This window comes from Mycobacterium sp. 141, from assembly GCF_000382405.1.
Classification (GTDB): Bacteria; Actinomycetota; Actinomycetes; order Mycobacteriales; family Mycobacteriaceae; genus Mycobacterium.
On sequence record NZ_KB908255.1, the window covers coordinates 287,581 to 309,449 of the forward strand.

The 21,869-nt window shown below is 67.9% G+C and carries 23 protein-coding genes; 16 read left to right on the plus strand and 7 right to left on the minus strand.

From position 1 onward, the window contains the following. Nucleotides 1-28: 28 nt before the first annotated feature. Nucleotides 29-1,267, plus strand: a complete 1,239-nt coding sequence (gene serB / locus H276_RS0101470; protein ID WP_026356457.1) for a phosphoserine phosphatase SerB — start codon at nucleotides 29-31, stop codon at nucleotides 1,265-1,267. A 61-nt stretch (nucleotides 1,268-1,328) separates the two neighbouring features. Further along, on the plus strand, nucleotides 1,329-1,625 hold the full coding sequence (locus tag H276_RS0101475) for a hypothetical protein (protein WP_019969532.1): 297 nt from the start codon (nucleotides 1,329-1,331) through the stop codon (nucleotides 1,623-1,625). Between the two features lie 8 nt (nucleotides 1,626-1,633). Here H276_RS0101475 and H276_RS0101480 read toward each other — a convergent pair whose 3' ends face one another. Further along, nucleotides 1,634-3,073, minus strand: a complete 1,440-nt coding sequence (locus H276_RS0101480; RefSeq protein ID WP_026356458.1) for a PLP-dependent aminotransferase family protein — start codon at nucleotides 3,071-3,073, stop codon at nucleotides 1,634-1,636. A gap of 210 nt (nucleotides 3,074-3,283) precedes the next feature. Between H276_RS0101480 and H276_RS0101490 the strand changes: the two genes are divergently transcribed. From H276_RS0101490 to H276_RS0101520, 7 genes are all read left to right on the plus strand, one after another. Then, the gene (locus H276_RS0101490; RefSeq protein WP_019969535.1) at nucleotides 3,284-3,982 is read left to right on the plus strand and encodes a YitT family protein; all 699 of its coding nucleotides are present in this window, start codon (nucleotides 3,284-3,286) and stop codon (nucleotides 3,980-3,982) included. Further along, a complete protein-coding gene (locus H276_RS0101495; protein WP_019969536.1) occupies nucleotides 3,928-4,782 on the plus strand; it encodes an ABC transporter ATP-binding protein in 855 nt (284 codons plus the stop codon). Before H276_RS0101490 ends, H276_RS0101495 begins: the two co-directional genes overlap by 55 nt. Next, nucleotides 4,779-5,687 carry an NUDIX hydrolase gene (locus tag H276_RS0101500; protein ID WP_026356460.1) on the plus strand — a complete coding sequence of 303 codons (909 nt, stop codon included), beginning with the start codon at nucleotides 4,779-4,781 and terminating at the stop codon, nucleotides 5,685-5,687. The genes H276_RS0101495 and H276_RS0101500 overlap by 4 nt, the downstream gene beginning before the upstream one ends. After that, entirely contained in the window at nucleotides 5,684-6,349 is a 666-nt protein-coding gene (locus H276_RS0101505) for an enoyl-CoA hydratase (RefSeq protein ID WP_019969538.1), read from the plus strand. Before H276_RS0101500 ends, H276_RS0101505 begins: the two co-directional genes overlap by 4 nt. A gap of 30 nt (nucleotides 6,350-6,379) precedes the next feature. Beyond that, the gene (locus H276_RS0101510) at nucleotides 6,380-7,372 is read left to right on the plus strand and encodes a class I SAM-dependent methyltransferase (protein WP_019969539.1); all 993 of its coding nucleotides are present in this window, start codon (nucleotides 6,380-6,382) and stop codon (nucleotides 7,370-7,372) included. Then, on the plus strand, nucleotides 7,330-8,532 hold the full coding sequence (locus tag H276_RS0101515; protein WP_051111369.1) for a THUMP-like domain-containing protein: 1,203 nt from the start codon (nucleotides 7,330-7,332) through the stop codon (nucleotides 8,530-8,532). Before H276_RS0101510 ends, H276_RS0101515 begins: the two co-directional genes overlap by 43 nt. A 74-nt stretch (nucleotides 8,533-8,606) precedes the next feature. Then, on the plus strand, nucleotides 8,607-9,296 hold the full coding sequence (locus H276_RS0101520) for an esterase (RefSeq protein ID WP_026356462.1): 690 nt from the start codon (nucleotides 8,607-8,609) through the stop codon (nucleotides 9,294-9,296). Nucleotides 9,297-9,307: 11 nt separating this feature from the next. On the opposite strand, the gene H276_RS0101525 is transcribed toward H276_RS0101520, so the two are convergent. Next, on the minus strand, nucleotides 9,308-10,621 hold the full coding sequence (locus H276_RS0101525) for a PQQ-binding-like beta-propeller repeat protein (RefSeq protein ID WP_036460470.1): 1,314 nt from the start codon (nucleotides 10,619-10,621) through the stop codon (nucleotides 9,308-9,310). Nucleotides 10,622-10,763: 142 nt separating this feature from the next. On the opposite strand from H276_RS0101525, the gene H276_RS0101530 reads away from it, so the two are divergent. Genes H276_RS0101530 through H276_RS0101540 form a run of 3 tightly spaced genes read left to right on the plus strand, consistent with a single transcriptional unit; the run spans nucleotide 10,764 to nucleotide 12,195 of the window. Beyond that, a complete protein-coding gene (locus H276_RS0101530) occupies nucleotides 10,764-11,504 on the plus strand; it encodes an acyltransferase (RefSeq protein ID WP_019969543.1) in 741 nt (246 codons plus the stop codon). Then, nucleotides 11,501-11,884, plus strand: coding sequence for a YidH family protein (locus tag H276_RS0101535; RefSeq protein WP_026356519.1), 384 nt, complete (start codon nucleotides 11,501-11,503; stop codon nucleotides 11,882-11,884). The genes H276_RS0101530 and H276_RS0101535 overlap by 4 nt, the downstream gene beginning before the upstream one ends. Then, nucleotides 11,881-12,195 (plus strand): DUF202 domain-containing protein, encoded by a 315-nt coding sequence (locus H276_RS0101540; protein ID WP_019969545.1) that lies wholly within the window; start codon nucleotides 11,881-11,883, stop codon nucleotides 12,193-12,195. Before H276_RS0101535 ends, H276_RS0101540 begins: the two co-directional genes overlap by 4 nt. A 9-nt stretch (nucleotides 12,196-12,204) precedes the next feature. Here H276_RS0101540 and H276_RS0101545 read toward each other — a convergent pair whose 3' ends face one another. From H276_RS0101545 to H276_RS0101565, 5 genes are read right to left on the minus strand one after another with little or no spacing between them, the layout of a single operon-like run. Then, the gene (locus H276_RS0101545) at nucleotides 12,205-12,963 is read right to left on the minus strand and encodes a helix-turn-helix transcriptional regulator (RefSeq protein ID WP_019969546.1); all 759 of its coding nucleotides are present in this window, start codon (nucleotides 12,961-12,963) and stop codon (nucleotides 12,205-12,207) included. Next, nucleotides 12,956-14,332 (minus strand): MFS transporter, encoded by a 1,377-nt coding sequence (locus H276_RS0101550; protein WP_019969547.1) that lies wholly within the window; start codon nucleotides 14,330-14,332, stop codon nucleotides 12,956-12,958. The genes H276_RS0101545 and H276_RS0101550 overlap by 8 nt, the downstream gene beginning before the upstream one ends. A gap of 51 nt (nucleotides 14,333-14,383) precedes the next feature. Further along, entirely contained in the window at nucleotides 14,384-15,625 is a 1,242-nt protein-coding gene (locus tag H276_RS0101555) for a glycosyltransferase family 4 protein (protein WP_019969548.1), read from the minus strand. 25 nt (nucleotides 15,626-15,650) lie between these two features. Then, nucleotides 15,651-17,201, minus strand: a complete 1,551-nt coding sequence (locus tag H276_RS0101560; RefSeq protein ID WP_019969549.1) for a glycoside hydrolase family 57 protein — start codon at nucleotides 17,199-17,201, stop codon at nucleotides 15,651-15,653. After that, nucleotides 17,198-17,971 carry a bifunctional 2-polyprenyl-6-hydroxyphenol methylase/3-demethylubiquinol 3-O-methyltransferase UbiG gene (locus H276_RS0101565; RefSeq protein WP_019969550.1) on the minus strand — a complete coding sequence of 258 codons (774 nt, stop codon included), beginning with the start codon at nucleotides 17,969-17,971 and terminating at the stop codon, nucleotides 17,198-17,200. Before H276_RS0101565 ends, H276_RS0101560 begins: the two co-directional genes overlap by 4 nt. Nucleotides 17,972-18,186: 215 nt before the next feature. Between H276_RS0101565 and H276_RS0101570 the strand changes: the two genes are divergently transcribed. The 4 genes from H276_RS0101570 to H276_RS0101585 all read left to right on the plus strand — a co-directional run bounded on the left by H276_RS0101570 (nucleotide 18,187) and on the right by H276_RS0101585 (nucleotide 21,850). Continuing rightward, nucleotides 18,187-18,978, plus strand: a complete 792-nt coding sequence (locus H276_RS0101570) for an electron transfer flavoprotein subunit beta/FixA family protein (RefSeq protein ID WP_019969551.1) — start codon at nucleotides 18,187-18,189, stop codon at nucleotides 18,976-18,978. Between the two features lie 51 nt (nucleotides 18,979-19,029). Then, nucleotides 19,030-19,986: an electron transfer flavoprotein subunit alpha/FixB family protein gene (locus H276_RS0101575; RefSeq protein WP_019969552.1), complete on the plus strand. Its 957-nt coding sequence runs from the start codon at nucleotides 19,030-19,032 to the stop codon at nucleotides 19,984-19,986. A gap of 170 nt (nucleotides 19,987-20,156) precedes the next feature. Beyond that, entirely contained in the window at nucleotides 20,157-20,999 is an 843-nt protein-coding gene (locus H276_RS0101580) for a GNAT family N-acetyltransferase (protein WP_019969553.1), read from the plus strand. After that, the gene (locus H276_RS0101585; RefSeq protein WP_019969554.1) at nucleotides 20,996-21,850 is read left to right on the plus strand and encodes a 1-acyl-sn-glycerol-3-phosphate acyltransferase; all 855 of its coding nucleotides are present in this window, start codon (nucleotides 20,996-20,998) and stop codon (nucleotides 21,848-21,850) included. Before H276_RS0101580 ends, H276_RS0101585 begins: the two co-directional genes overlap by 4 nt. The last annotated feature ends 19 nt before the right edge of the window (nucleotides 21,851-21,869 follow it).

Consider the following 21,869-nt stretch of genomic DNA (forward strand, 5'->3'; position numbering starts at 1 on the left):
ACATTCGGGGGTGGGCTACGTCGAGCTGATGGGCACTTCACGTAAGCACTCATCGCTACTCATCACTGTCACCGGAGTCGACCAACCGGGCATCACTTCGGCCCTGTTCGAGGTGCTGTCCCGGCACCGGGTGGAGCTGCGCAACGTCGAGCAGGTCGTGATTCGCGGCCGGCTCACGTTGGGTGTCCTGGTGGCTGCGCCGGCCGAGGTGGCCGACGGTCAACTCCAGGCCGACGTCGAGGAAGTGATTCATCGGGTCGGCCTGGACGTGACAATCGAGCGCAGCGACGACCTACCTGTGATGCGCGAACCGTCGACGCACACCATCGTGGTGCTGGGCCGTCCGATCAGTGCCGAGGCCTTCACCGTGGTGGCCCGGGCCGTGGCGGATCTGGGAGTCAACATCGACTTCATCCGAGGTGTCTCAGACTATCCGGTGACCGGCCTGGAACTGCGGGTCTCGGTGCCTTCCGGCGGCGTCTACCCCAAGCTGCAGGCGGCACTGGCTCAGGTGGCGGTGGACGAAGGTGTAGACATCGCGCTCGAGGACTACAGCCTGTCGCGGCGCGCCAAACGGCTGATCGTCTTCGACGTGGATTCGACGCTTGTCCAGGGCGAGGTCATCGAGATGCTGGCCCAACGCGTCGGCAAGGAGGCCGAAGTGGCCGCCGTGACCGAGGCCGCCATGCGGGGCGAACTGGACTTCGCGGAATCGCTGCACCGCCGTGTGGCGACGCTGGCCGGATTACCCGCAGAGGTACTCGACGACGTCGCCGAGCGGCTTGAGCTGACGCCCGGCGCCAGGACCACCATTCGCACCCTGCGCCGGCTCGGTTTTCACTGTGGGGTGGTGTCCGGCGGATTCCGCCAGGTGATCGATCCGCTGGCCGCCGAACTCATGCTCGACTACGTGGCGGCCAACCAGTTGGAGGTCGTCGACGGGAAGCTCACCGGCCGGGTGATCGGTCCGATCGTGGACCGGCCCGGGAAAGCCAAGGCCCTCCGGGATTTCGCCAGCCAGGCCGGCGTGCCGATGGAACAGACCGTTGCCGTCGGTGACGGCGCCAACGACATCGACATGCTCGCCGCGGCCGGCCTTGGGGTGGCGTTCAACGCCAAGCCGGCGTTACGTGAGGTTGCCGACGCGTCGCTGAGCCACCCCTACCTGGACACCGTGCTATTCATCCTGGGCATCACCCGTGGCGAGATCGAAGCGGCCGACGCCATCGACGGCATGGTGCGCCGGGTCGATATCCCCGAAGACTGATGTGGCCTGCTGGGGTCGGGTTCTGTCTGCCTCCGGCGGCGCCGTCACGTAGGGTGTCGGCATGGCGAAGGTGAAGCGCGCAGTTCTGTTCGGTGGTTTCGCGGTTGCGGTGACCGTGGGACAGCTGGTATTCGCCACGCAAGCCCAGGCCAAGCCATGCCCGTCGGGCACTGTGCCGTCCAAGTTCCCCGGAGTCTGCGTCAGCGGCCCCTCGGGCGGTGGCGCGATACCGGTACTCACGCCGGCCAGCGAGGGGTCGAGCGTCACGAACGCGCCGGGCCAGCTTCCATCGGTCAGAGGTATTCCGTGCACCCCCGAGAATTACGGCACCTGCCTGGCGCTGTCTCAGTATCAGTAAGGAGTGCGCTAAACCACCAGCGTCGGCTGCTGCGGGCCAGTTAACCCGGTGATGCTGCGCCACGCGCGCGCCAGCAGCTCGACCGCTTCCTTTAGCTGCGGCTCGGGCAGGGCATACGGCAGCCGGATGAAGCGTTCCAGCGTGCCGTCCACCCCGAATCGCGGACCAGCCGGCAGATCCAGGCCGAGCCGTGAAGCACTCGCGGACAGTGCCGTACTCATCGGTGCAGGCAGCCGCACCCACAGCGACATTCCGCCGCGGCCGACACCGGGGCACCAGTCCGGTAGTTCGCGGGCCAGCAGGGACACCAGGTACCGCCGACGGTTGTTGAGCAACTCGCGACGTTCCGGCAGGACCTCTGCGCGTGCTGCGAGAAGCCTTGCCGCGGCAAGCTGTTCGAGAATCGGCGTGCCGAGATCGAGGGATTGCCGGATGGCGGCGACAGTTGCCAGGGTTGCGCGATCGGCGCGGATCCAGCCGACCCGCAGACCGCCCCAGAAGGACTTCGACATGGAGCCGATGGTCAGCACCAGGTTGTCGCGGGCCACCGAGGCGGCCAGTGGTTCCGGTGGTGGCTCGTCGATCCACATGTCGGCGATCGATTCGTCGATGATCGTGCGGGTGCGGGTCTCGGAAATGATCTGTCCCAACCGTTTCCGGCCCGCGGTCGGCAAGGTGAACCCGGTGGGGTTGTGACAGTCGGGTACCAGGTAGGCCAGGCTCGGTGCGAGCTGACGCAACGCTGCGTGCACGGCGTCGAGTTCCCAGCCGTCCTCGGTGAGCGATACCGGTACCGGGCGTGCTCCGGCTTGCGTGATCGCCGACAGGGCACCGTGGTACGTAGGTTGCTCGACGAGCACCCGGTCACCGGCTTGGGTATGGGCGGCCAGGATCAGGCCGATCGCGTGTTGGGCGCCGCTCGTCACCATGATCTGGTCCGCATCGGTGGGGAGTCCGCGCTCGCAATATCTCGCGGCGATCGCCTCACGGAGTGAATTGACCCCGGTGAGCTCGTGACCCGGCTCGTGCAGATACGGGGTGATGTCGTGCGCAGCCTCGGCGAACGCGTCCAGCACCGCGGCACACGGCGCGGACAGTGCGGCCGCAGCCAGGCTGATGGCCGGCTGAGTCGGTTCGGCGACCAGTTCCGGTCGCAGTGGCAGCGCGGCGGTGCTGCGCGCGCCGCGGCGGGCGTTGAGGTAGCCGTCGTCGCGCAGCTGAGTGAACGCCGCGGTGACGGTGGTGCGTGAAACCCGCAGCGCATCGGCCAGCGCTCGCTCGCTGGGTAACCGCGACCCGACCGGCAGCCTGCCGTCGACGATGAGCAGCCGGATGGCATCGGCCAGGCCCAGATATGCGGGGCCACTCAGACTGGAAGTACGCCAGTTGCCGAGCTCGCGGGCCAAAAGATCTACATCTAACGCGCGTGCGGCCATTACGTTACTCATGATAAGGCCAGTATCCGTCAACTGGCTATTGATGATCAAGCCAGTTGGTCGGAATGATCGCAGCATGCGAACGAATTGGATATCTCGGCTCGCGGAAAATCTCCGCCGTGTGTACGACCCGCGCAACGGCATCGCAGAGTGTGACGCAGACGCGCGCCGGGTACGCAGCGAGCTCGACGCTATCCGTGTGCGATTCCCGGACCACGCCTGATGACCGCGCTCAAACGGGGCACGCTGCTGCTGATCGGCCTGTGCGGCTACGGCGTGTCGATGGGCATGATGATCCGCGCCGGCTTGGGCCTGGACCCCTGGGATGTCTTCCACCAGGGGCTGACCCGGCATACGCCGCTGACCATCGGGCTCGCATCCGCCCTCGCCGGGGTCGTCGTGCTACTGGCCTGGATCCCGCTGCGCAACAGGCCGGGTATAGGCACCGTCGCCAACGTTATCGTCATCGCCGTCACCGTCGACACCACACTCGCCGTGCTGCCCGCACCCGCCGCCATGCCGGCACGTATCGCAATGATGCTCGGTGCTGTGGTGCTCAACGGCGTCAGCACTGTGCTCTACATCGGCGCCGGGCTCGGCCCGGGCCCGCGAGACGGTCTGATGACCGGTCTGGTCGCCCGTACCGGGCTGTCGATCCGGTTGGTGCGAACCGCGATTGAAGCGACTGTGCTCGCGGTGGGCTGGCTACTCGGCGGCTCGGTCGGGGTCGGCACCCTCGTCTATGCGTTCGGTATCGGCCCGTTGGTACAGCTGTTCCTGAGGCTCACCCCGCGCGCCATGCTGTTCCACGATTTCAGCGGCGGGCGCGACCGAGAGCCTGTCGCCGGCATCACTACGATGGTCGAGTGCCCGAATCCGGAGAAGACGCAGCAGACAGTGCCGGCAGCGAAGACCTGCTGATCGACTTCGCCAGGGTCACGCTCCGCAGGGGTGGCAATACTCTTGTCGGGCCGATCACCTGGGCCGTCGAACTCGATGAACGCTGGGTGGTGATCGGTCCCAACGGCGCGGGCAAGACGTCTCTGCTGCGGATCGCCCCCCCCACCGAACACCCGTCCTCGGGTACCGCGTACGTGCTGGGGGAACGGCTGGGCCGCACTGACATGGCCGAGCTGCGTTCCCGTGTCGGGCTGAGCAGTTCGGCACTGTCACAGCGGATTCCCGATGACGAGCTCGTGCGCGATCTGGTGGTGTCGGCGGGCTATGCGGTGCTGGGCCGGTGGCGCGAGGACTACGAAGAGGTCGATTACGCGCAGGCCGTGGACATGCTGGAGAGTGTCGGCGCCGAACATCTCGCCGAACGTGCCTACGGCACCCTCTCGGAGGGCGAGCGCAAGCGGGTGCTGATCGCCCGGTCGCTGATGACCGACCCGGAGCTGCTGCTACTCGACGAACCCGCAGCGGGACTCGACCTGGGCGGGCGTGAGGAGCTGGTGGCGCGGCTGGCCGATCTGGCCGCCGACCCCGACGCGCCGGCGATCGTGCTGGTCACCCATCATGTCGAGGAGATCCCGCCCGGCTTCAGCCACGCGTTGATCCTGTCCGAAGGCCGCGTTGTCGCCGCCGGGCTCCTCGCGGATGTGCTGACGGCGGAGAACTTGTCCAAGGCATTCGGCCAGTCGATCGCTCTGGACGTGATCGACGGGCGGTACTTCGCGCGCCGGATCCGGAGCCGGGCGGCGCACAGGAGACGGGTATGACCGCCCCTTTGGTCCCGAGGCCTGCGGCGACGGTGATGCTCGTGCGTGACGTGCACCGACGAGCGCTTGCGCGAGGAGCCGATGAGCACCGACGAGCGCTTGCGCGAGGAGCCGATGAGCACCCTGGTGCGGCCTCGGAGATCGAGGTGTTTCTGATGCGCAGGCACACGGCGATGGAGTTCGCCGGTGGCGTCATGGTGTTCCCGGGCGGCGGAGTCGACGAGCGCGATCGCAACGCCGACATCGCCTGGTACGGCCCGGAACCGTTGTGGTGGGCGCAGCGACTCGGAGTGGAGACCGCGCTGGCCGAGGCACTCGTGTGTGCCGCGGCGCGCGAGACGTTCGAGGAGTCCGGGGTGCTGTTCGCCGGCCCTGACAGTGGCTCGGGCGCTCCCGGCATCATTTCCGACGCATCGGTGTACCGCGACGCCCGGGTCGCGCTGGCCGGCAATGCGTTGTCGTTCGCCGACTTCCTGCGCGAGGAGAAATTGGTGCTGCGGGCAGATCTGCTGCGCCCGTGGGCGAACTGGATAACTCCCAAGGAGGAACGCACCCGCCGTTACGACACCTTCTTCTTCGTCGCTGCCCTGCCCGAGGGGCAGCGCGCCGATGGTGAGAACACCGAGAGCGACCGCGCGTTTTGGAGCACGCCGCAGGCCGGGCTCGACGACTTCGCCGAGGGACGGTCGTTCCTGCTTCCGCCGACGTGGGCCCAGCTGGATTCGCTGAACGGCCGCACGGTCGCCGAGGTGCTGGCGGTCGAACGCAAGATCGGCGCCATCGAGCCGAGCCTGGCCGTCAACGCCGGCGGCTGGGAGATCGAATTCTTCGACAGCGAGCGTTACAACGCGGCGCGCAGCCACCGCTCATCTTTCGGTGAGCCCGCTGCGGGCGGCGCGTCGTGAACGAGTTCGTCAGCGTCGTCACGAGCGACACGGAGCCCCGGATTGCGACGCTGCTGCTGTCGCGCCCACCGACCAACGCTCTGACCCGACAGATGTACCGGGAGCTCACCACGGCCGCAGGGGAACTGGCCGAGCGGCCGGACATCGCGGTGGTCGTGCTGTTCGGCGGTCACGAGATCTTCTGCGCAGGTGATGACGTACCCGAGTTGCGCACACTCAATACCGACGAGGCCGCCGTGGCCGAGGGTGTGCTGCGCGACTGCCTGGATGCCGTAGCCGCGATCCCGAGGCCGACCGTCGCTGCGATCACGGGATACGCACTGGGCAGTGGACTGGCGTTGGCACTGGCCGCCGACTGGCGGGTCAGCGGGGACAACGTGAAGTTCGGCGCGACCGAGATCCTGGCCGGGTTGGCGCCCCGCGGTGGTGCGGGCCAGAGGCTGGCCGCAGTCATCGGCAGCGGTAAGGCCAAGGAGCTGGCTTATAGCGGTCGTTTCGTCGGAGCCGAGGAAGCTGTCGCGTTGGGCCTGGTCGACGAGATGGTGGCACCCGATCACGTCTACGACGCCGCGCTGGCATGGGCGCGTCGGTTCGTCGACCATCCGGTTACGGCGCTGGCAGCGGCAAAGGCGGCGGTAGGCGGGCGTACCGACCGGACCTGACCCGCGTCGCCGACTATTAGGCTGCCCTGTATGACAGAGATCAAGGAATCCGGCACCGACGCTGACATGCCGGCTCCTAACCCGCACGCCACGGCCGAACAGGTCGAGGCAGCGATGCACGACAGCAAGCTCGCTCAGGTGCTCTACCACGACTGGGAAGCCGAGACCTACGACGAGAAGTGGTCCATCTCGTACGACCAGCGCTGCATCGATTACGCCCGCGGCCGCTTCGACGCCATCGTGCCCGAGGACGAGCAGCGTCAGCTGCCCTACGGCCGGGCGCTTGAGCTGGGCTGTGGCACCGGCTTCTTCCTGCTCAACCTGATTCAGTCCGGTGTCGCCCGGCGTGGTTCGGTGACCGACCTGTCGCCCGGCATGGTCAAGGTGGCCACCCGCAACGGGCAGTCGCTCGGCCTGGACATCGACGGGCGCGTCGCCGACGCCGAGGGCATCCCGTACGAGGACAACACCTTCGACCTGGTGGTAGGGCATGCCGTGCTGCACCACATTCCGGACGTCGAGCTTTCTCTGCGCGAGGTGGTGCGCGTACTCAAGCCGGGCGGCCGGTTCGTCTTCGCCGGGGAGCCTACGAAGGTCGGCAACCGCTACGCGCGCGAACTGTCCACCCTGACCTGGCGCGCGACCACCAATGTCACCAAGTTGCCGGGCCTGGACGGCTGGCGCCGCCCGCAGGCCGAACTCGACGAGTCGTCCCGGGCAGCGGCCCTGGAGGCGGTGGTGGACCTGCACACCTTCGATCCGGCGGATCTGGAGCGGATGGCCACCAACGCCGGCGCGGTCGAGGTGCGGACGGCCAGTGAGGAGTTCACCGCGGCGATGCTGGGCTGGCCGGTGCGGACGTTCGAGGCCGCGGTGCCGGCGGGTCGACTCGGTTGGGGCTGGGCCAAGTTCGCATTCAACAGCTGGATGGCGCTGAGCTGGGCGGACAGCAACGTCTGGCGCCGCGTGGTGCCCAAGGGCTGGTTCTACAACGTCATGGTCACCGGGGTCAAGCCGTCGTAGTTTTCGGTACTGCCGATGTCGCGTATCTGCGGTCGGAGGCAGGCCTGCAGGCGTTGGCCCAGGTGGCCCGACGCCAGTTGTCGGGCGCCAATCTGGTCAGCGATATCACCGCTCTCCGAACACAATTCGGGGACCGGGCGACGATACTGGTCGAGACCGTCCAGCTGCGCCGCCGGGCCGTCGCCAAGTTCGACGACCCGTCGCGCTGGTTGTTCACCGATGAGGCGCTGCAGCAGGCCACCGCGGCGTCGGTAGCCGCGCACCGCGCTCACCGGTTGGCCGGCGCACGAGTGCATGACGCCACCTGCTCGATCGGCAGTGAGCTTGTGGCACTGCGGAATTCGACGGCGGACCTGGTGGGCAGTGACATCGATCCGGTGCGGCTGGCGATGGCTGCGCACAACGTGCCCGGTGTCGCATTGTGCCGCGCCGATGCACTGCAGCCGATCACCCGCGACGCCGTGGCGATCCTGGACCCCGCACGCCGAGCGGGTGGGCGCAGGCGGTTCGATCCGCGCGCCTATACACCGGCGCTCGACGCTCTGCTGGACACCTATCGCGGTCGTGACACCGTCGTAAAGTGTGCTCCCGGAATAGATTTCGACGAGCTCGCGAAGATGGGGTTCGAGGGCGAGATCGAGGTGACCTCGGTGGGCGGGGGAGTGCGGGAGGCATGTCTGTGGTCGCCGGGGCTGGCCGGAACCGGTGTTCGAAGGCAGGCCACCCTGCTCGACCGCGATGAACAGATCACCGACGCCGAGCCCGACGACTGTGCGGTCGCACCGGCTGGGCGCTGGATCGTCGATCCCGACGGTGCCGTGGTGCGGGCGGGGCTGGTCCGGCACTACGCGGTCCGGCACGGTCTGTGGCAACTCGACCCCGACATCGCCTATCTGTCCGGCGACGAGCTACCTGTCGGGCTGCGCGGTTTCGAGGTGCTCGAACAGCTTGGCTACCACGAACGGCGCCTGCGTGAGGTGCTGGCGGCCCGCTCGGTCGGCGCCGTGGAGATCCTGGTCCGCGGTGTTGACGTGGATCCAGATGCGTTGCGGCGGCGGCTCCGGCTGCGCGGTTCGCAGCAACTGTCGGTGGTCATCACGCGGCTGGGCTCGGGTGCCGCGAGTACCGCAACAGCATTCGTTTGTCGGCCGTCTCGGTGACCGCCACGTACCCTGTGAGTTGACGTGCCGGAGTCGGACCGGCCTGAGTTGATCGCCTGCGAGGACGACTGACAATGCGACTTTCCCCTGTAATAGCTGCTCTGGGCGCCGGTGTGCTGGTCGGCTGGCTTTCTACGCCGGTAGCGACGGCACAGAATGCATGTGCCGATCTCGACGGCACGGTCGATCTGAATCAGACCTGCACCGTGCACACTGCCAACGCGGCATACACGCTCGACTACACATTCCCGGTCGACTATCCGGATCAGCAGGCGTTGACGGACTACCTGACACAGACAAGAGATGGATTCGTCAACGTCTCACAGATGCCGGGATCGCGTGACCAGCCCTACGTGCTGGATGCCAAGGGAACCCGCTACAGCTCGGGTCTACCGCCGCGTACCCAGAGCCTGGTGTTCGAGGTGTACCAAAACGTCGGTGGGGCGCACCCGCAGACCTGGTACAAGGCGTTCAACTACAACCTCCTGACCCGGGCGCCGATCACGTTCGACACGCTGTTCAAACCGGGGACCAAGCCGCTCGACGTGATCTACCCGACCGTGCAGCGCCAACTGCAGAAGCAGTCCGGTGTGGAGCAGGCGATACCGTCGAGTGTCGGGCTCGATCCCGCGCACTACCAGAACTTCGCGATCACCGACGATGCGGTGATCTTCTTCTTTGGCCAGGGTGAGCTGCTCGCCGAGGCGGCCGGTGCCACACAGGCGTCTGTGCCGCGAGATGAGTTGGCGGACTTACTGGCATGACCGCCGGCGCCTCATGCCGGAGCGAAGCCGTACACCTGACCGTCGCTGGTCGCGGCGATCACCAGGCGATCGTGACCGATCGATACGCCGACGGGCCAGCCGGTGGCGTCGGGCAGCGGATAGCTGTTGAGAGTGCGCCCGTCGCCGGTATCGAACACCATCAGCGTCTGGCCGTGCCCGCCTTCACGCGCCACGGTGTACCCGATGCCGGCGGCTCGGCTCGTGGTGGTCAGCGGTGTGACGTCGTCGCGGGTCCACACAATGTCGCCCTTGTCACCGTTGTCGCGGACCCCGATCAGTTTGGCGTCCGGACCGCCGCCCGCCACGATGAGCCCGTCGGGTGACACTGACGGCGGCGTCTGGGCCAGGAAGTTCAGTGGTACAGACCACTTCGCCTTGCCATTAGCGGTATCGATCGCCCAGAGGCGTTGGTCGCGGCCGTTGACGTACGCGGTCGATCCGTCCGCGGAGAGCACCGGGCTGGCCAGCGGTCCCTGGCCCACCGCGGTGCTGGTCCACTCGCGGTTCAGCATCGGTTTCTGGTTAGGGCGGTACCGCAGGCCGACGAGTACGGGGCTTTCGGCGCCCGGCTCCCACAGGCTCAGCACCACGATGTTTGTGGCCTTGGAGAAGGCGGGTGCGGCCGCCACGGGGCAGCCGCGCCCGCCCTGCGGGCAGTCGCCCAGCCCGCGTTGCGAATCGGTTGGATCGACGCCGGTGACCAGGTCGAGCGGGGTGCCGACCACGGTGCCGCGATGGCTGTCGAACACCAGCACCTGCCCCAGATGGGTCACCACCAGCAGTTGGCCGTCGTCGAGGAGGCGTGGGGTGGTCGGCATGCCGATCACCGGTTGGCGCCACCGGATCCACTGCGTCGGCGGAAATGACAACATGGTGCCGGGCTGACCGACGTAAAGGTTGTCGAAGCCGTCGAACAGCGGACTGGACCAGCCGCCGCCAAGCACCAGCCGGGTGCACCAGCGCTGGCGCGCGTTGTTGTCGGACTCCCAGACCATCAACGAGCAGCCGCCGGCGGTCTGGCCGTTTGCGGCGAGGTAACCGGTCGCGCCCAGCGCCACCTGGGCGCCCAGATCACCCTTGACCGTGCGGCTCCAGGCCGACTTCAACGTGTCGGCCCCGTGCACCGCGCTGTAGCTGCTGTTGGCGGCGTCGGCGTACTGCGCGGACCAGCCCGACGCGGGATGTGCGTTGACCCATGAATCGGTGTTCTCACACCCGGCGAGCACGCCCGTGAGCAGCGCCGCTACCGCCAGCGCAAGGTATCGGCGGATGACGGTGTCCTTTCGTCCGGGGCTCGGGCGGATCGGCACGCACAGTCGGTGCGCCCGGTCCGGCACCCGTGTTTCGCGCGTGTGGTCCAGCTGAGGGTAACCGTTGCGAATGTGAGGCGGCAGGAGCGGAGCGACTCCGAATTCGGTCGATGCCGCTCGCGTAGGCTCTCGGGCCATGACGACGATGTGGGGCGCCCCGATTCACAAGCGTTGGCGGGGGTCACGGCTGCGCGATCCTCGCCAAGCCAACTTCCTCACCTTGGACTCCCTCAAGTGGGTCATCGCCAACCGCGCCTACACGCCGTGGTACCTGGTCCGGTACTGGCGGCTGCTGAAGTTCAAGTTGGCCAATCCGCACATCATCACGCGCGGCATGGTGTTCCTGGGCAAGGGTGTGGAGATCCAGTGCACCCCGGAACTCGCGCAGATGGAGATCGGCCGCTGGGTGCACATCGGTGACAAGAACACGATCCGCTGCCATGAGGGCTCGCTGCGGATCGGCGACAAGGTGGTGCTGGGGCGCGACAACGTCATCAACACTTACCTCGACATCGAGTTCGGCGAGTCCGCGTTGATGGCCGACTGGTGCTATGTCTGCGACTTCGACCACAAGATGGACAGCATCGAGCTGCCGATCAAGGACCAGGGCATCGTCAAGGGTCCGGTGCGCATCGGCCCCGACACCTGGATCGCCGCCAAAGTCACGGTGCTGCGCGGCACCACCATCGGCCGCGGCTGCGTGCTGGGCGCACACGCCGTGGTCAAGGGCGACATCCCCGACTACTCCATCGCCGTCGGGTCCCCGGCGAAGGTGGTCAAGAACCGCAAGCTGGCCTGGGACACCTCGGCGGCACAGCGGGCCGAACTGGCTGCCGCGCTGGCCGATATCGAGCGCAAGAAAGCTGCGAGCAACTGAGCGAACGAACTGGCGACCAAGCAGGCCCCTGTCCGGATGAAGCGCAGGAGCTCGATTACCGCTTCACGCTTGCCAACGAGCGGACGTTCCTGGCCTGGCAGCGCACTGCGCTCGGGCTTCTGGCTGCCGCGGTAGCCGTCATCCAGTTCGTGCCCGAACTGGGCGTGCCCGAGGTGCGCCACATCCTCAGCCTGCTGCTGACGATCCTTGCCACGCTGACCTCCGGGATCGGCCTGTGGCGCTGGCGGCAAGTGGAACGTGCGATGCGCACCGGCACGTCGTTGCCCCGCCACCCCACGCCGGCGTACCTGGCGGTCGGGTTGTGCCTGATCGGTGTGCTGGTCCTGGTTGTCGCCGTGGTCAGGATTGCCAGCCAATGACTGCTGTCGATCCCGGCCTGCAGGCACAGCGGACCGCGCTGTCCTGGACGCGCACGGCGTTCGCGGTGCTGGGCAACGGGGCGTTGCTCATGCTCCATGACATTCAGCACCACGAGGCCGGATTCGGGTTGGTGGCAGCAGGTGTCGCGGCCGCGGTCGCGCTGCTCGTCTACGCGGTGGGGCTGCGCAGGCAACGCGTGCTGGCCCGCCATCCGCTGCCGAACCGGATCACCCCGACGCACGAAGTCCATGTGATGACCGTCGGTGTGCTGATTCTCATTGCGGTGTCGGTTCTTTCGTTGCCGCACTAGGCCTGCGGGTCACACCGGCCAGTCGATGCCGAAGTCGCGGGCCAGCGCGGCGCGGCCGGCGCTGGTCACTTTCAGTGCGCGGTGCTGTGGTGCGCGGCGCAGCCAGTCGGCTGTCAGGAAGCGGTCGAGCACGGCGCGGCCCAGACCGCCCGCCAGGTGGTGGCGCTGCTCGGTCCAGTCGATGCAGTACCGCACCAGTGGCCTTGAGCCCGTGGGTAATTCAACACCTATGTGGCGCATGCGGTCGGCGCCGGCGGCGGTGAGTTCGTAGTGCACATCGCGTCCCGGACTGCTCAGCCGGTCGGAGTCGCCGTCGTGGAACTGGCCGTCCCCGCCAGATAGCACGTCCTGGTCGATGAGGCTGCTCATGATCTGGACACCGAGCCGCCCGGCGATGTGGTCATAGCAGGTACGTGCGCTGCGCAGCCGCGCTGCGCGGGTGCCTTCGCGCAGTGAGGTCACCGGGCGGGCGGGCGCGAGCCGGCCCAATTGCTCGATCAGTTCCCCTATTTCGGGTCCGGACAGCCGGTAGTAGCGGTGCCTGCCGTGGGTCTGCACGGTCAGCAGGCCGGCTTGGGTCAGCTTGTTGAGGTGGCTGCTGGCGGTCGAGCGGCTGATGCCTGCTTCGTCGGCGAGCACGCTGGCCGGCAGTGCGCGGCCATCATCGAGGGCCAGCAGCACCCGGCACCGAGCCGGATCGGCGAGCAGGGCGGCCAGCGCGGCGATGTCGACATCCGCCGTCGACGGCAGATCGGGGAGATCACGCATGGGACGGCTCCTTTCCCAGCGCCCGGACCGCGGGAAGCTGCGCCAACCGCAGCGCGGCGGCTGCCCCGGCCAGCTGGCACAGCCCACCGAACACCAAAGCAATACGGACTCCGAGGTCACCGCCGATGGCCGCCATGGCACTACCTAACACCGCAACACCGACAGTGATACCCAGCAGCCGGGACAGATTCACCACCCCGGCGCCCAGCCCTGAGCGCTGTACCGGCATCGCCGACATCGCCAGCGACACGGCGGGTCCCGTATTCAGCGCCAGGCCGGCGCCCGCCAGGACGAGCGACAGCTCCAGCAGCCACACCGGTGCCGTCGGGCCTACCGCGGCGTACAGCAGCAGCCCTGCTGCCATCAGTCCCAGGCCGGCGGTCATCGCGGTGCGCGCGCCGCTCCGCCGGGCCAGCCCGTTGGCCGTCGGGATCAACGCCAGGTACGTGGTCGGCAGCGGCAGGAACCACACCGCGGTCGCCAGCGCGCTCAGTCCGCGTTGCTGCTGGAACGCGAAACTGTTGACCAGCAGCAGGCCGTAGATGCCGAAGGTCATGGTGAACGTCGCGAGCAGGGCACCGACGAGGTGGCGACTGCCGAACAGGTCCAGCGGCAGCATCGGCCGGACGCTGCGACGCTGCACGGCGACGAACGCAGCGAGGGCGCATGCTGCGACGAGGGCGACCGGCACGATGCACCGCCACGGCCAGGTGTGTCCCTCGACGAGCACCAGCGTCAGCGCGGCCAGGCCCAGTACTGCCAGGCACTGGCCCGGTATGTCGATGCGGGCGGCGGCCGGGTCACGAGATTCGGGCAGCTGCCGCAGGCTCAGGATCAGGGCCAGCGCGCCCACCGGTGCATTGGCCCAGAAGATCCACCGCCAGCCCGCCGTGTCGGCCAGGACGCCGCCCAGCAGCGGGCCGATCGCGGTACTGCTCGCGGCGGCGAACGCCCATGCCGCGGTGGAGCGGGCCCGGTCCGCGGGGTCCGGAAAGGCGGCCGAGGTGATGGCCAGGCCCTGCGGCAACATCACTGCCGCGCTCAGGCCCTGAACCGCGCGGGCGGCCAGCAGAGCGGGCAGTGCCGGTGCCAGTGCACACGCCACCGAGGCGGCGATGAACAGCGTCAACCCGATCCGCAGCAGTCGGCGCCGGCCGAACCGGTCGCCGAGCGAACCCGCGGTCAGCAGGGCCGCGGCGAAGGTGATGTTGTACGCGTCGATGGTCCACTGAGCACCGGCGATGCCGCCGCCGAGGTCGTCACGGATTGCCGGCAGCGCCAGGTTGACGGCGTTCGCATCGATGAGTCCGACGAACAGGCCCAGGTAGGCGGCGACGAGGGTGAGGACTGCGGCTCGTGTGAGTGCCATACCCGCACGCTAGGGCCGAAACGATTCGACGCCCGTCGAATCGTTGTGGGCTCAGCGGTCGGGCAGGGCGTGCTCGACGATGGGGCGGCGCGGATGTGGTTCGCGTTCACCGCGTTTGGCCGCCAGGTACACCTTGGCGGTCTCGGCGGCCACGGTGTGCCAGTCGAAATCGGAGGTCAGCCGGTCTCGGGCGGTGATAGCCCGCTGCTGCGCCGCGTCGGGGTCGTCGAGCACAGCGCGGACCGCGTCGGCCAGCCCGGTCACGTCCCGTGGCGCGAACGACATTCCGGTCTGGCCGTTGATCACCGCCTCACCGAGCCCGCCGACGTTGGAGGTGACCAGTGGTATGCCGGTGGCTGCGGCCTCCAGCGCCACGATCCCGAACGGTTCGTAGTGGCTGGGCAGCACCGCAGCGTCTGCGGCATGCAATGCGGCCACCAGCTCGTCGTGGCCGAGCCGGCCGACGAACCGGGTGGCCTTGAGCACCTTGTGTTTTCGAGCCTGGTCGACGAGCCACTGCTGCTGCGTGCCCTCGCCGGCGACGGTCAGGGTGGTGCCGGGATGGGCGCGCCGGATCCGGGGCAGCGCTGCGATCGCGTCGTGTACGCCCTTCTCGTACTCGAGGCGCCCGACGTAGAGCAACTGAGCGGGGCCCTGGCGCGGACGGCGCCGCGCGAACGGCCATAGCGCGGCGTCGATACCGTTGCGGATCACCCGGGTCTCGGCGAGCCCGGGCCCGAACAACTCGGTGATCTCCGCGCTCATCGAAGCCGAACACGTGATCAGCGAATCGGATTCATGCGCCAGCCAGGACTCCACGGCATGTACCTGCTGGCTGATCGGGCCCGACACCCAGCCGGAGTGCCTGCCGGCCTCGGTGGCATGGATGGTGGAAACCAGTGGCACATCAAAGTATTCGGACAGGGCGATGGACGGGTGAGCGACCAGCCAGTCGTGCGCATGTACCAGATCCGGCTGCCACGGCCCGCCGGTATGGTCCTTGATGCCCAGGCCGGCGCGCACCATCGCGTGCCCCATCGCCAGCGTCCAGGCCATCATGTCGGTGCCGAAGCCGAATTCGTGCGGGTCCTGCGCGGCGGCGACGACACGGACACCCTCGCTGACCTCGTCGGTTGACGGATGCGTGCTCGGGTCGGTGTCCGATGGTTGACGGCTCAGCACCACGACTTCGTGGCCGGCTGCGACGAGCGCAGTGGCCAGATGATGCACGTGCCTGCCGAGACCGCCGACGACCACCGGCGGGTACTCCCACGACACCATCAGGATTTTCATGGCTGGTGCTTTCTCCGGCGGGTGGTCATTTGGGGAGCCGGCGTGCGTCGAGGGCACCGAACAGTCCGTCGGCCCTGTTCCAGCCGTCGGCCAGGCGGCGGGCGTGCTTGAATCGGCCCGATGCCAGCGCATCGCAGATTTCCCGCGTGGCGTGGGCGTGCAGGTGCGCTCGGTAGCGTGCGTAGTCGGCCGCGGAGTTCTTGCTGACCATGAACGACCAGTCACTGGACACCGTGAGCAGGGTTTCTCGCAGGATCTGGTCGGCGACATGATCCCGCGGGGTGGGGGCCCCTACCGCGGTGTTCTGGGCGAGGGCCTTGTCCACCGCGCTCAGCGCGGTGTCGACGACCTCCGTGTTGAGCTGGACGAGGTCGCTGACTGCCGGACCGTTCCAGACCTGCCAGTCCTTGCCCGAACCCCATGAGCTGGGCGGTAATTCGACTGGGGCGCCGACGAATCCGTCGGCCTTGGCATCGGCGAGGGTGCCCACCCGGATGCCGGCCTCGGGCAGTGCCCGCAGCACCCGCTCGAGCCACACCGGGCCCTCGTACCACCAGTGGCCGAACAACTCGGTGTCGAATGCCGCGATCACATGGGCGGGTCGGCCGATGCGCTCTCCCTCGCTGAGCAGTCGCCGACGCACGATCGCGACGAAGTCAGTGACGTGGTCGTCGATGGCGCGGTCGGCGCGCTGTGGGTCGTAGGGCGCCTTGTCCTCGGAGGGCGTGTTGCGTCCCGTTACCCGGGCCGGTTTCAGGCCCGTGGTGTAGTCGTAGGTGTGGAAGTCGCGGTAGGCGGCGTGCCCGGGATAGCCGGACTTGGGGGACCACACGCGATAGCTGACCTGCAGGTCGCGTCCGAACGCGATGACGTCGGAGTCGCCGACCGGGCGGCCGAGTGCCGTGTCGCCGTGCAGCGACGGGCCGTCGACCATGAAGTGGCCCACACCCGCTGCGGCATAACCGGTTTCCATGCCCGGCGCGTACGCACATTCGGGCGCCCAGATGCCGCGCGGGGTGTGCGCGAAGCGAGCCTGGGCATCTGCCAGTCCCTCCCGCAGCGCGAACTCACGCAGTCGCGGATTGAGCAGCGGCTGGAACGGGTGGGCCAGCGGGCCGCCAAGCAGTTCGATCGTGTCTGCGTCGATCAGTTCGCGCAGCGTCGGGCTGGCACCGTGCCGCCACCGGTTGGAGAAGTCCTCGACCGCCGCGGCGGCTTCGGCATGCTCGCGAAGCCCGAACTCGCGCAACCCTTCCGGGCTGCTCAGTGTTGTCGCCTCAAGCGCGCGCAACTGCCAGTTGGCCAGCCAGTGGTGCATACCGGTGAGGCAGTACGGATCGTCGAGCTGTGCGGTGACCACCGGTGTCATGCCCAGCGTGATCAGGTGGCTGCGGTCCTCGGCGGCCAGGGTGTGCAGCACCCGCATCAGCGGTAGGTAGGCCGCTGACCAGGACTGATAGAGCCACTCTTCGCCCACCGGCCAACGGCCGTGATGGGCCAGCCACGGTAGGTGCGTGTGCAGGACCAGGGTGAACAGCCCTGGTACGGGCTCGGGATGTGAGCTCGGGGCAGTCACGGGCGTACCGCGACCGCGAGCAGGTCGAGGCTGTCGTCGATGTTGCGTTCGGTGGCCGGAGTGATGTCGAAGTCGTCGGTGGTTACACCCGCGACGTCGGCGAGCAGCTGCTCGGGCCAGGGTGCGTCGGCGACCGCGCGCGCCACCTGGGCGTCGATGATCGAGCCGCCGTGGCGGGCATCGAGTTCGGCCAGACCCGGTCCGTGGAAAACTCCGTACACACCCTCGATCTGGAACCCGGCGTCTTCGAGCAGCTCGGTGAGCTCGGCGGCGTTGAGTTCGCGGGTATGGAACGGGTTGAGCGGGGTGTCGCGGCCGGGGGAGAAGGTGATCCGGTTCGGGGTCGATACCAGGAACACACCGCCGGGGCGCAGCACCCGGTAGCACTCGGCGATGAATTGTGCTTGGTCCCATAGGTGTTCGATGACCTGGAAGTTGACCACGACGTCGACCACGCCATCTGGCAGGGGCAGTTCGGCGAGGTTGCCGTGCCGGATGTCGACGCGCGGATAGCGGGCCCGGACATGGGCGACCGTTGCTTCGTCGTAGTCCATGCCGATGACCTTGCGGGCGACGTTGGCGATCAAGTCGGCGCCATAGCCTTCGCCGCAGCCGGCTTCCAGCACATCGCGCCCCGCGCAGCGCTCGGCGAGTCGCTGGTACACCACCTCGTGGCGGCGGAACCAGTAATTCTCCTCGGCCAAGCCGGGGATGGTCCGCTCGCCGGTCAGTGGCAGGGCGTCTTCCGGACCGTCAACAAATGTGCTCATTGCAAGGCAGGCTAACCCAGTCGACCGGTTGGTGGCCTACTCGTGAACGGTTCCCTTATCACCTTGTGTGATAGTGGTCACCGCAGGCCAAGCTCGACCAGCTATGGTGTTCCTGCGAACTACCATAAGTTACCCATCAGTAACATGGGGTTAGCTGCAAAGAACGTAATATGGCAGGCCGGTCTCCGGCCTCACGAGGAGGACGAACCAGAGTCATGACGAACATCGTGGTCCTGATCAAACAGGTCCCAGACACTTGGTCGGAGCGCAAGCTGTCCGACGGCGATTTCACCCTCGATCGCGAGGCCGCCGACGCCGTGCTCGACGAGATTAACGAACGTGCCGTTGAGGAGGCACTGCTGATCAAGGAGCGCGAGGGGGGCGACAGCACGGTCACCGTGCTGACCGCGGGCCCGGAGCGCGCCACCGAGGCCATCCGCAAGGCTCTGTCGATGGGGGCCGACAAGGCTGTGCATCTCAAGGACGACGGCATGCACGGGTCCGACGTGATCCAGACGGCGTGGGCGCTGGCCCGTGCGCTGGGCACCATCGAGGGCACCGAGCTGGTCATCGCCGGTAACGAGGCGACCGACGGCGTCGGTGGCGCGGTCCCGGCTGTCATCGCCGAGTACCTGGGCCTGCCGCAGCTCACCCACGTACGCAAGCTGACGGTCGAGAACGGCAGGGTCACCGCCGAGCGCGAGACCGACGACGGTGTCTTCACCCTGGAGGCCGCGCTTCCGGCTGTCGTCAGCGTCAACGAGAAGATCAACGAGCCCCGCTTCCCGTCCTTCAAGGGCATCATGGCCGCGAAGAAGAAGGAAGTCACCGTGCTCACCCTCGCCGAGATCGGCGTCGACGCCGACGAGGTCGGTGTCGCCAGCGCCGGGTCGAAGGTGCTGTCGTCGACCCCGAAGCCGCCGAAGGCCGCTGGCGAGAAGGTCGCCGACGAAGGCAACGGCGGTACCAAGGTTGCCGAGTACCTCGTTGCTCAGAAGCTCATCTAGCAGCTGCTCCCATCGAATCTAACGAGACGCGAAAGACATAACGAGAAACCCATGGCTGAAGTACTTGTGCTCGTTGAGCACTCCGACGGTGCCCTGAAGAAGGTCACCGCTGAATTGATTACCGCCGCCCGAGCGCTGGGTGAGCCTGCCGCCGTCGTGGTGGGCAAGCCCGGCACGGCAGCGCCGCTGGTAGACGACCTCAAGGCCGCCGGTGCGGCCAAGATCTACGTTGCCGAATCTGATGACGTCGAGAACTACTTGATCACCCCGGTGGTCGACGTGCTCGCCGGTCTGGTCGAGACTGCCGCGCCCGCAGGCGTGCTGCTCGCCGCGAGCGCCGACGGCAAGGAGATCTCCGCACGGTTGGCGGCCCGCATCGGTTCGGGTCTGCTGGTCGACGTGATCGAGGTCCGCGAGGGGGCAGTAGGTGTCCACAGCATCTTCGGTGGCGCTTTCACCGTCGAGGCACAGGTCACCAGCGACACCCCGGTGATCACCTTGCGTCCCGGCTCGATCGAGGCCGTCCCTGCCGCCGGTGCCGGTGCGGTCGTCAACGTCGAGGTTCCGGCTCAGGCCGAAACCGCCACCAAGATCACCAAGCGCGAGCCCGCGGTGGCCGGCGACCGCCCAGAGCTCACCGAGGCCACCGTCGTGGTCGCCGGCGGGCGTGGTGTCGGCAGCGCGGAGAGCTTCGCGATCGTCGAGGCGCTGGCCGACTCGCTCGACGGCGCCGTCGGTGCTTCGCGTGCCGCAGTCGACGCGGGCTACTACCCGGGCCAGTTCCAGATCGGGCAGACCGGCAAGACCGTGTCGCCGCAGCTGTACATCGCGCTGGGTATCTCCGGGGCGATCCAGCACCGCGCCGGTATGCAGACGTCGAAGACGATCATCGCGGTGAACAAGGACGAAGAGGCGCCGATTTTCGAGATCGCCGATCTCGGTATCGTCGGCGACCTGTTCAACGTCACCCCGCAGCTCACCGACGCCGTCAAGGCTCGCCAGGGCTGATTTTCTCGCGTTTTCTCGCGCGAGCAGACGCAGAACTGCCCCTTTTCTCACGAAAAGGGGCAGTTCTGCGTCTGCTGAGCAGTCCGGCGGTCCAATTCGTCACCTAGCGATCACGGACATGTCACGCTGCCGACGCCGGCCGGCGACCCGGCTGGACGACCGTGCTGGCTATGAGCACTTCATCCGTACTCATCGCCGCCGACCGTCCTACCCCGTCGGCGGATTCGCCACGCTATTCGCTGTTGTTGTCCACCGACGCCGAGCTCATCTACGCAGCGCAGCGGCTGCGCCACGACGTGTTCGCCGCCGAGCCGGGATTCGCGTTCAAGCGTGACGGCCACTCCGCTGGCCTGGATGCCGACCGCTTCGACGAGTACTGCGACCACCTGCTGGTACAGGACGAGGACACCGGCGAACTGGTCGGCTGCTACCGCATGCTGCCGCCGCCCGGCGCGATCGCCGCCGGCGGGCTCTACACAGCCACCGAGTTCGACGTGACGGGCCTCGATGCGCTGCGGCCGTCTCTGGTGGAGATGGGCCGCGCCGTCGTGCGCAATGACCACCGCAACGGTGCGGTGGTCCTGCTCATGTGGGCGGGCATCCTGGCCTACCTCGACCGCTGCGGCTACGACTACGTCACCGGCTGCGTCTCGGTGCCCACAGCGGGCAACGCCGACGGCCCGCCCGGCACCCAGATCCGCGGGGTCCGCGATTTCGTGCGCCGCCGTCACGCCGCACCGCTGGAGTTCACCGTGTACCCGTACCGACCCGTAGTGCTCGACGGTAAGAGCCTTGATGACATCGCCCCGCCGGCGCGGATCTCGGTGCCGCCGCTGATGCGCGGCTACTTGCGGCTGGGTGCGCAGGTGTGCGGAGAACCAGCCCACGACCCCGACTTCGGGGTGGGTGACTTCCCGGCGCTGCTCGACAAGCGCCGGGCCGACGTCCGCTACCTCAAGCGACTGCGCTCGGTGTCCGCCGCAGCCGACATGGCCGACGGGATGGGGTCGTGACCAGTCCCCGCACCGACGCAGGCCGCGAACACCCATGGCTGCCCAAGGCATCGTGTGATGGCAGCTGCGTGCAGGCCGGCAGCGCCGACACCGGCCGCAGATCGGTCGTCTGGGTCCGCACCACCGTGCGGGTCGCCATGGCGGTTCTCCTGGCACCCGGCGTGCCGCTGCTGGCGGTGCCGCTGCCCGGGCGCTCACACATCCAGCGGTTTTACTGCCGGTTGATGCTGCGGTGCTTCGGCGTGCGAATCACCGTGTCGGGTGACCCGATTCGCAATCTGCCGGGCGTGCTGGTGGTCAGTGGGCATGTGTCCTGGCTCGACATCTTCACCGTCGGGGCGGTGCTGCCGGGATCCTTCGTCGCCCGCGCCGACCTGGTGGAGTGGCCCGCGCTGGGCCGGCTGGCCCGGATCATGAAGGTCATTCCCATCGACCGAGGGAGCCTTCGTCGGCTGCCATCGGTCGTGGACACCGTCGCGCAGCGCCTGATCGACGGGCACACCGTGGTCGCGTTCCCGGAGGGCACCACCTGGTGTGGGCTGGCCCACGGCCAGTTCCGTCCGGCGATGTTCCAGGCCGCCATCGACGCTGCCCGCCCCGTGCAGCCGCTGCGACTGACCTACCGGCACCGCGACGGCCGGCTGTCCACGGTTCCGGCCTTCGTCGGGCAGGACACCCTGCTGCAGTCGGTCCGCCGGGTCATCACCGCGCGTCGTACCGTGTGCCACGTGCACGTCGGGTCGCTGCAGCTGCCCGGTGAGGACCGTCGCGACCTGGCCGCACGCTGCGAGGCGGCGGTGCGTGGGGAGCAGATTCTGCCTGCCACGTCCGCTCACGCTCTGGTCGCCTGACCGGTATTCGGGCAGATAG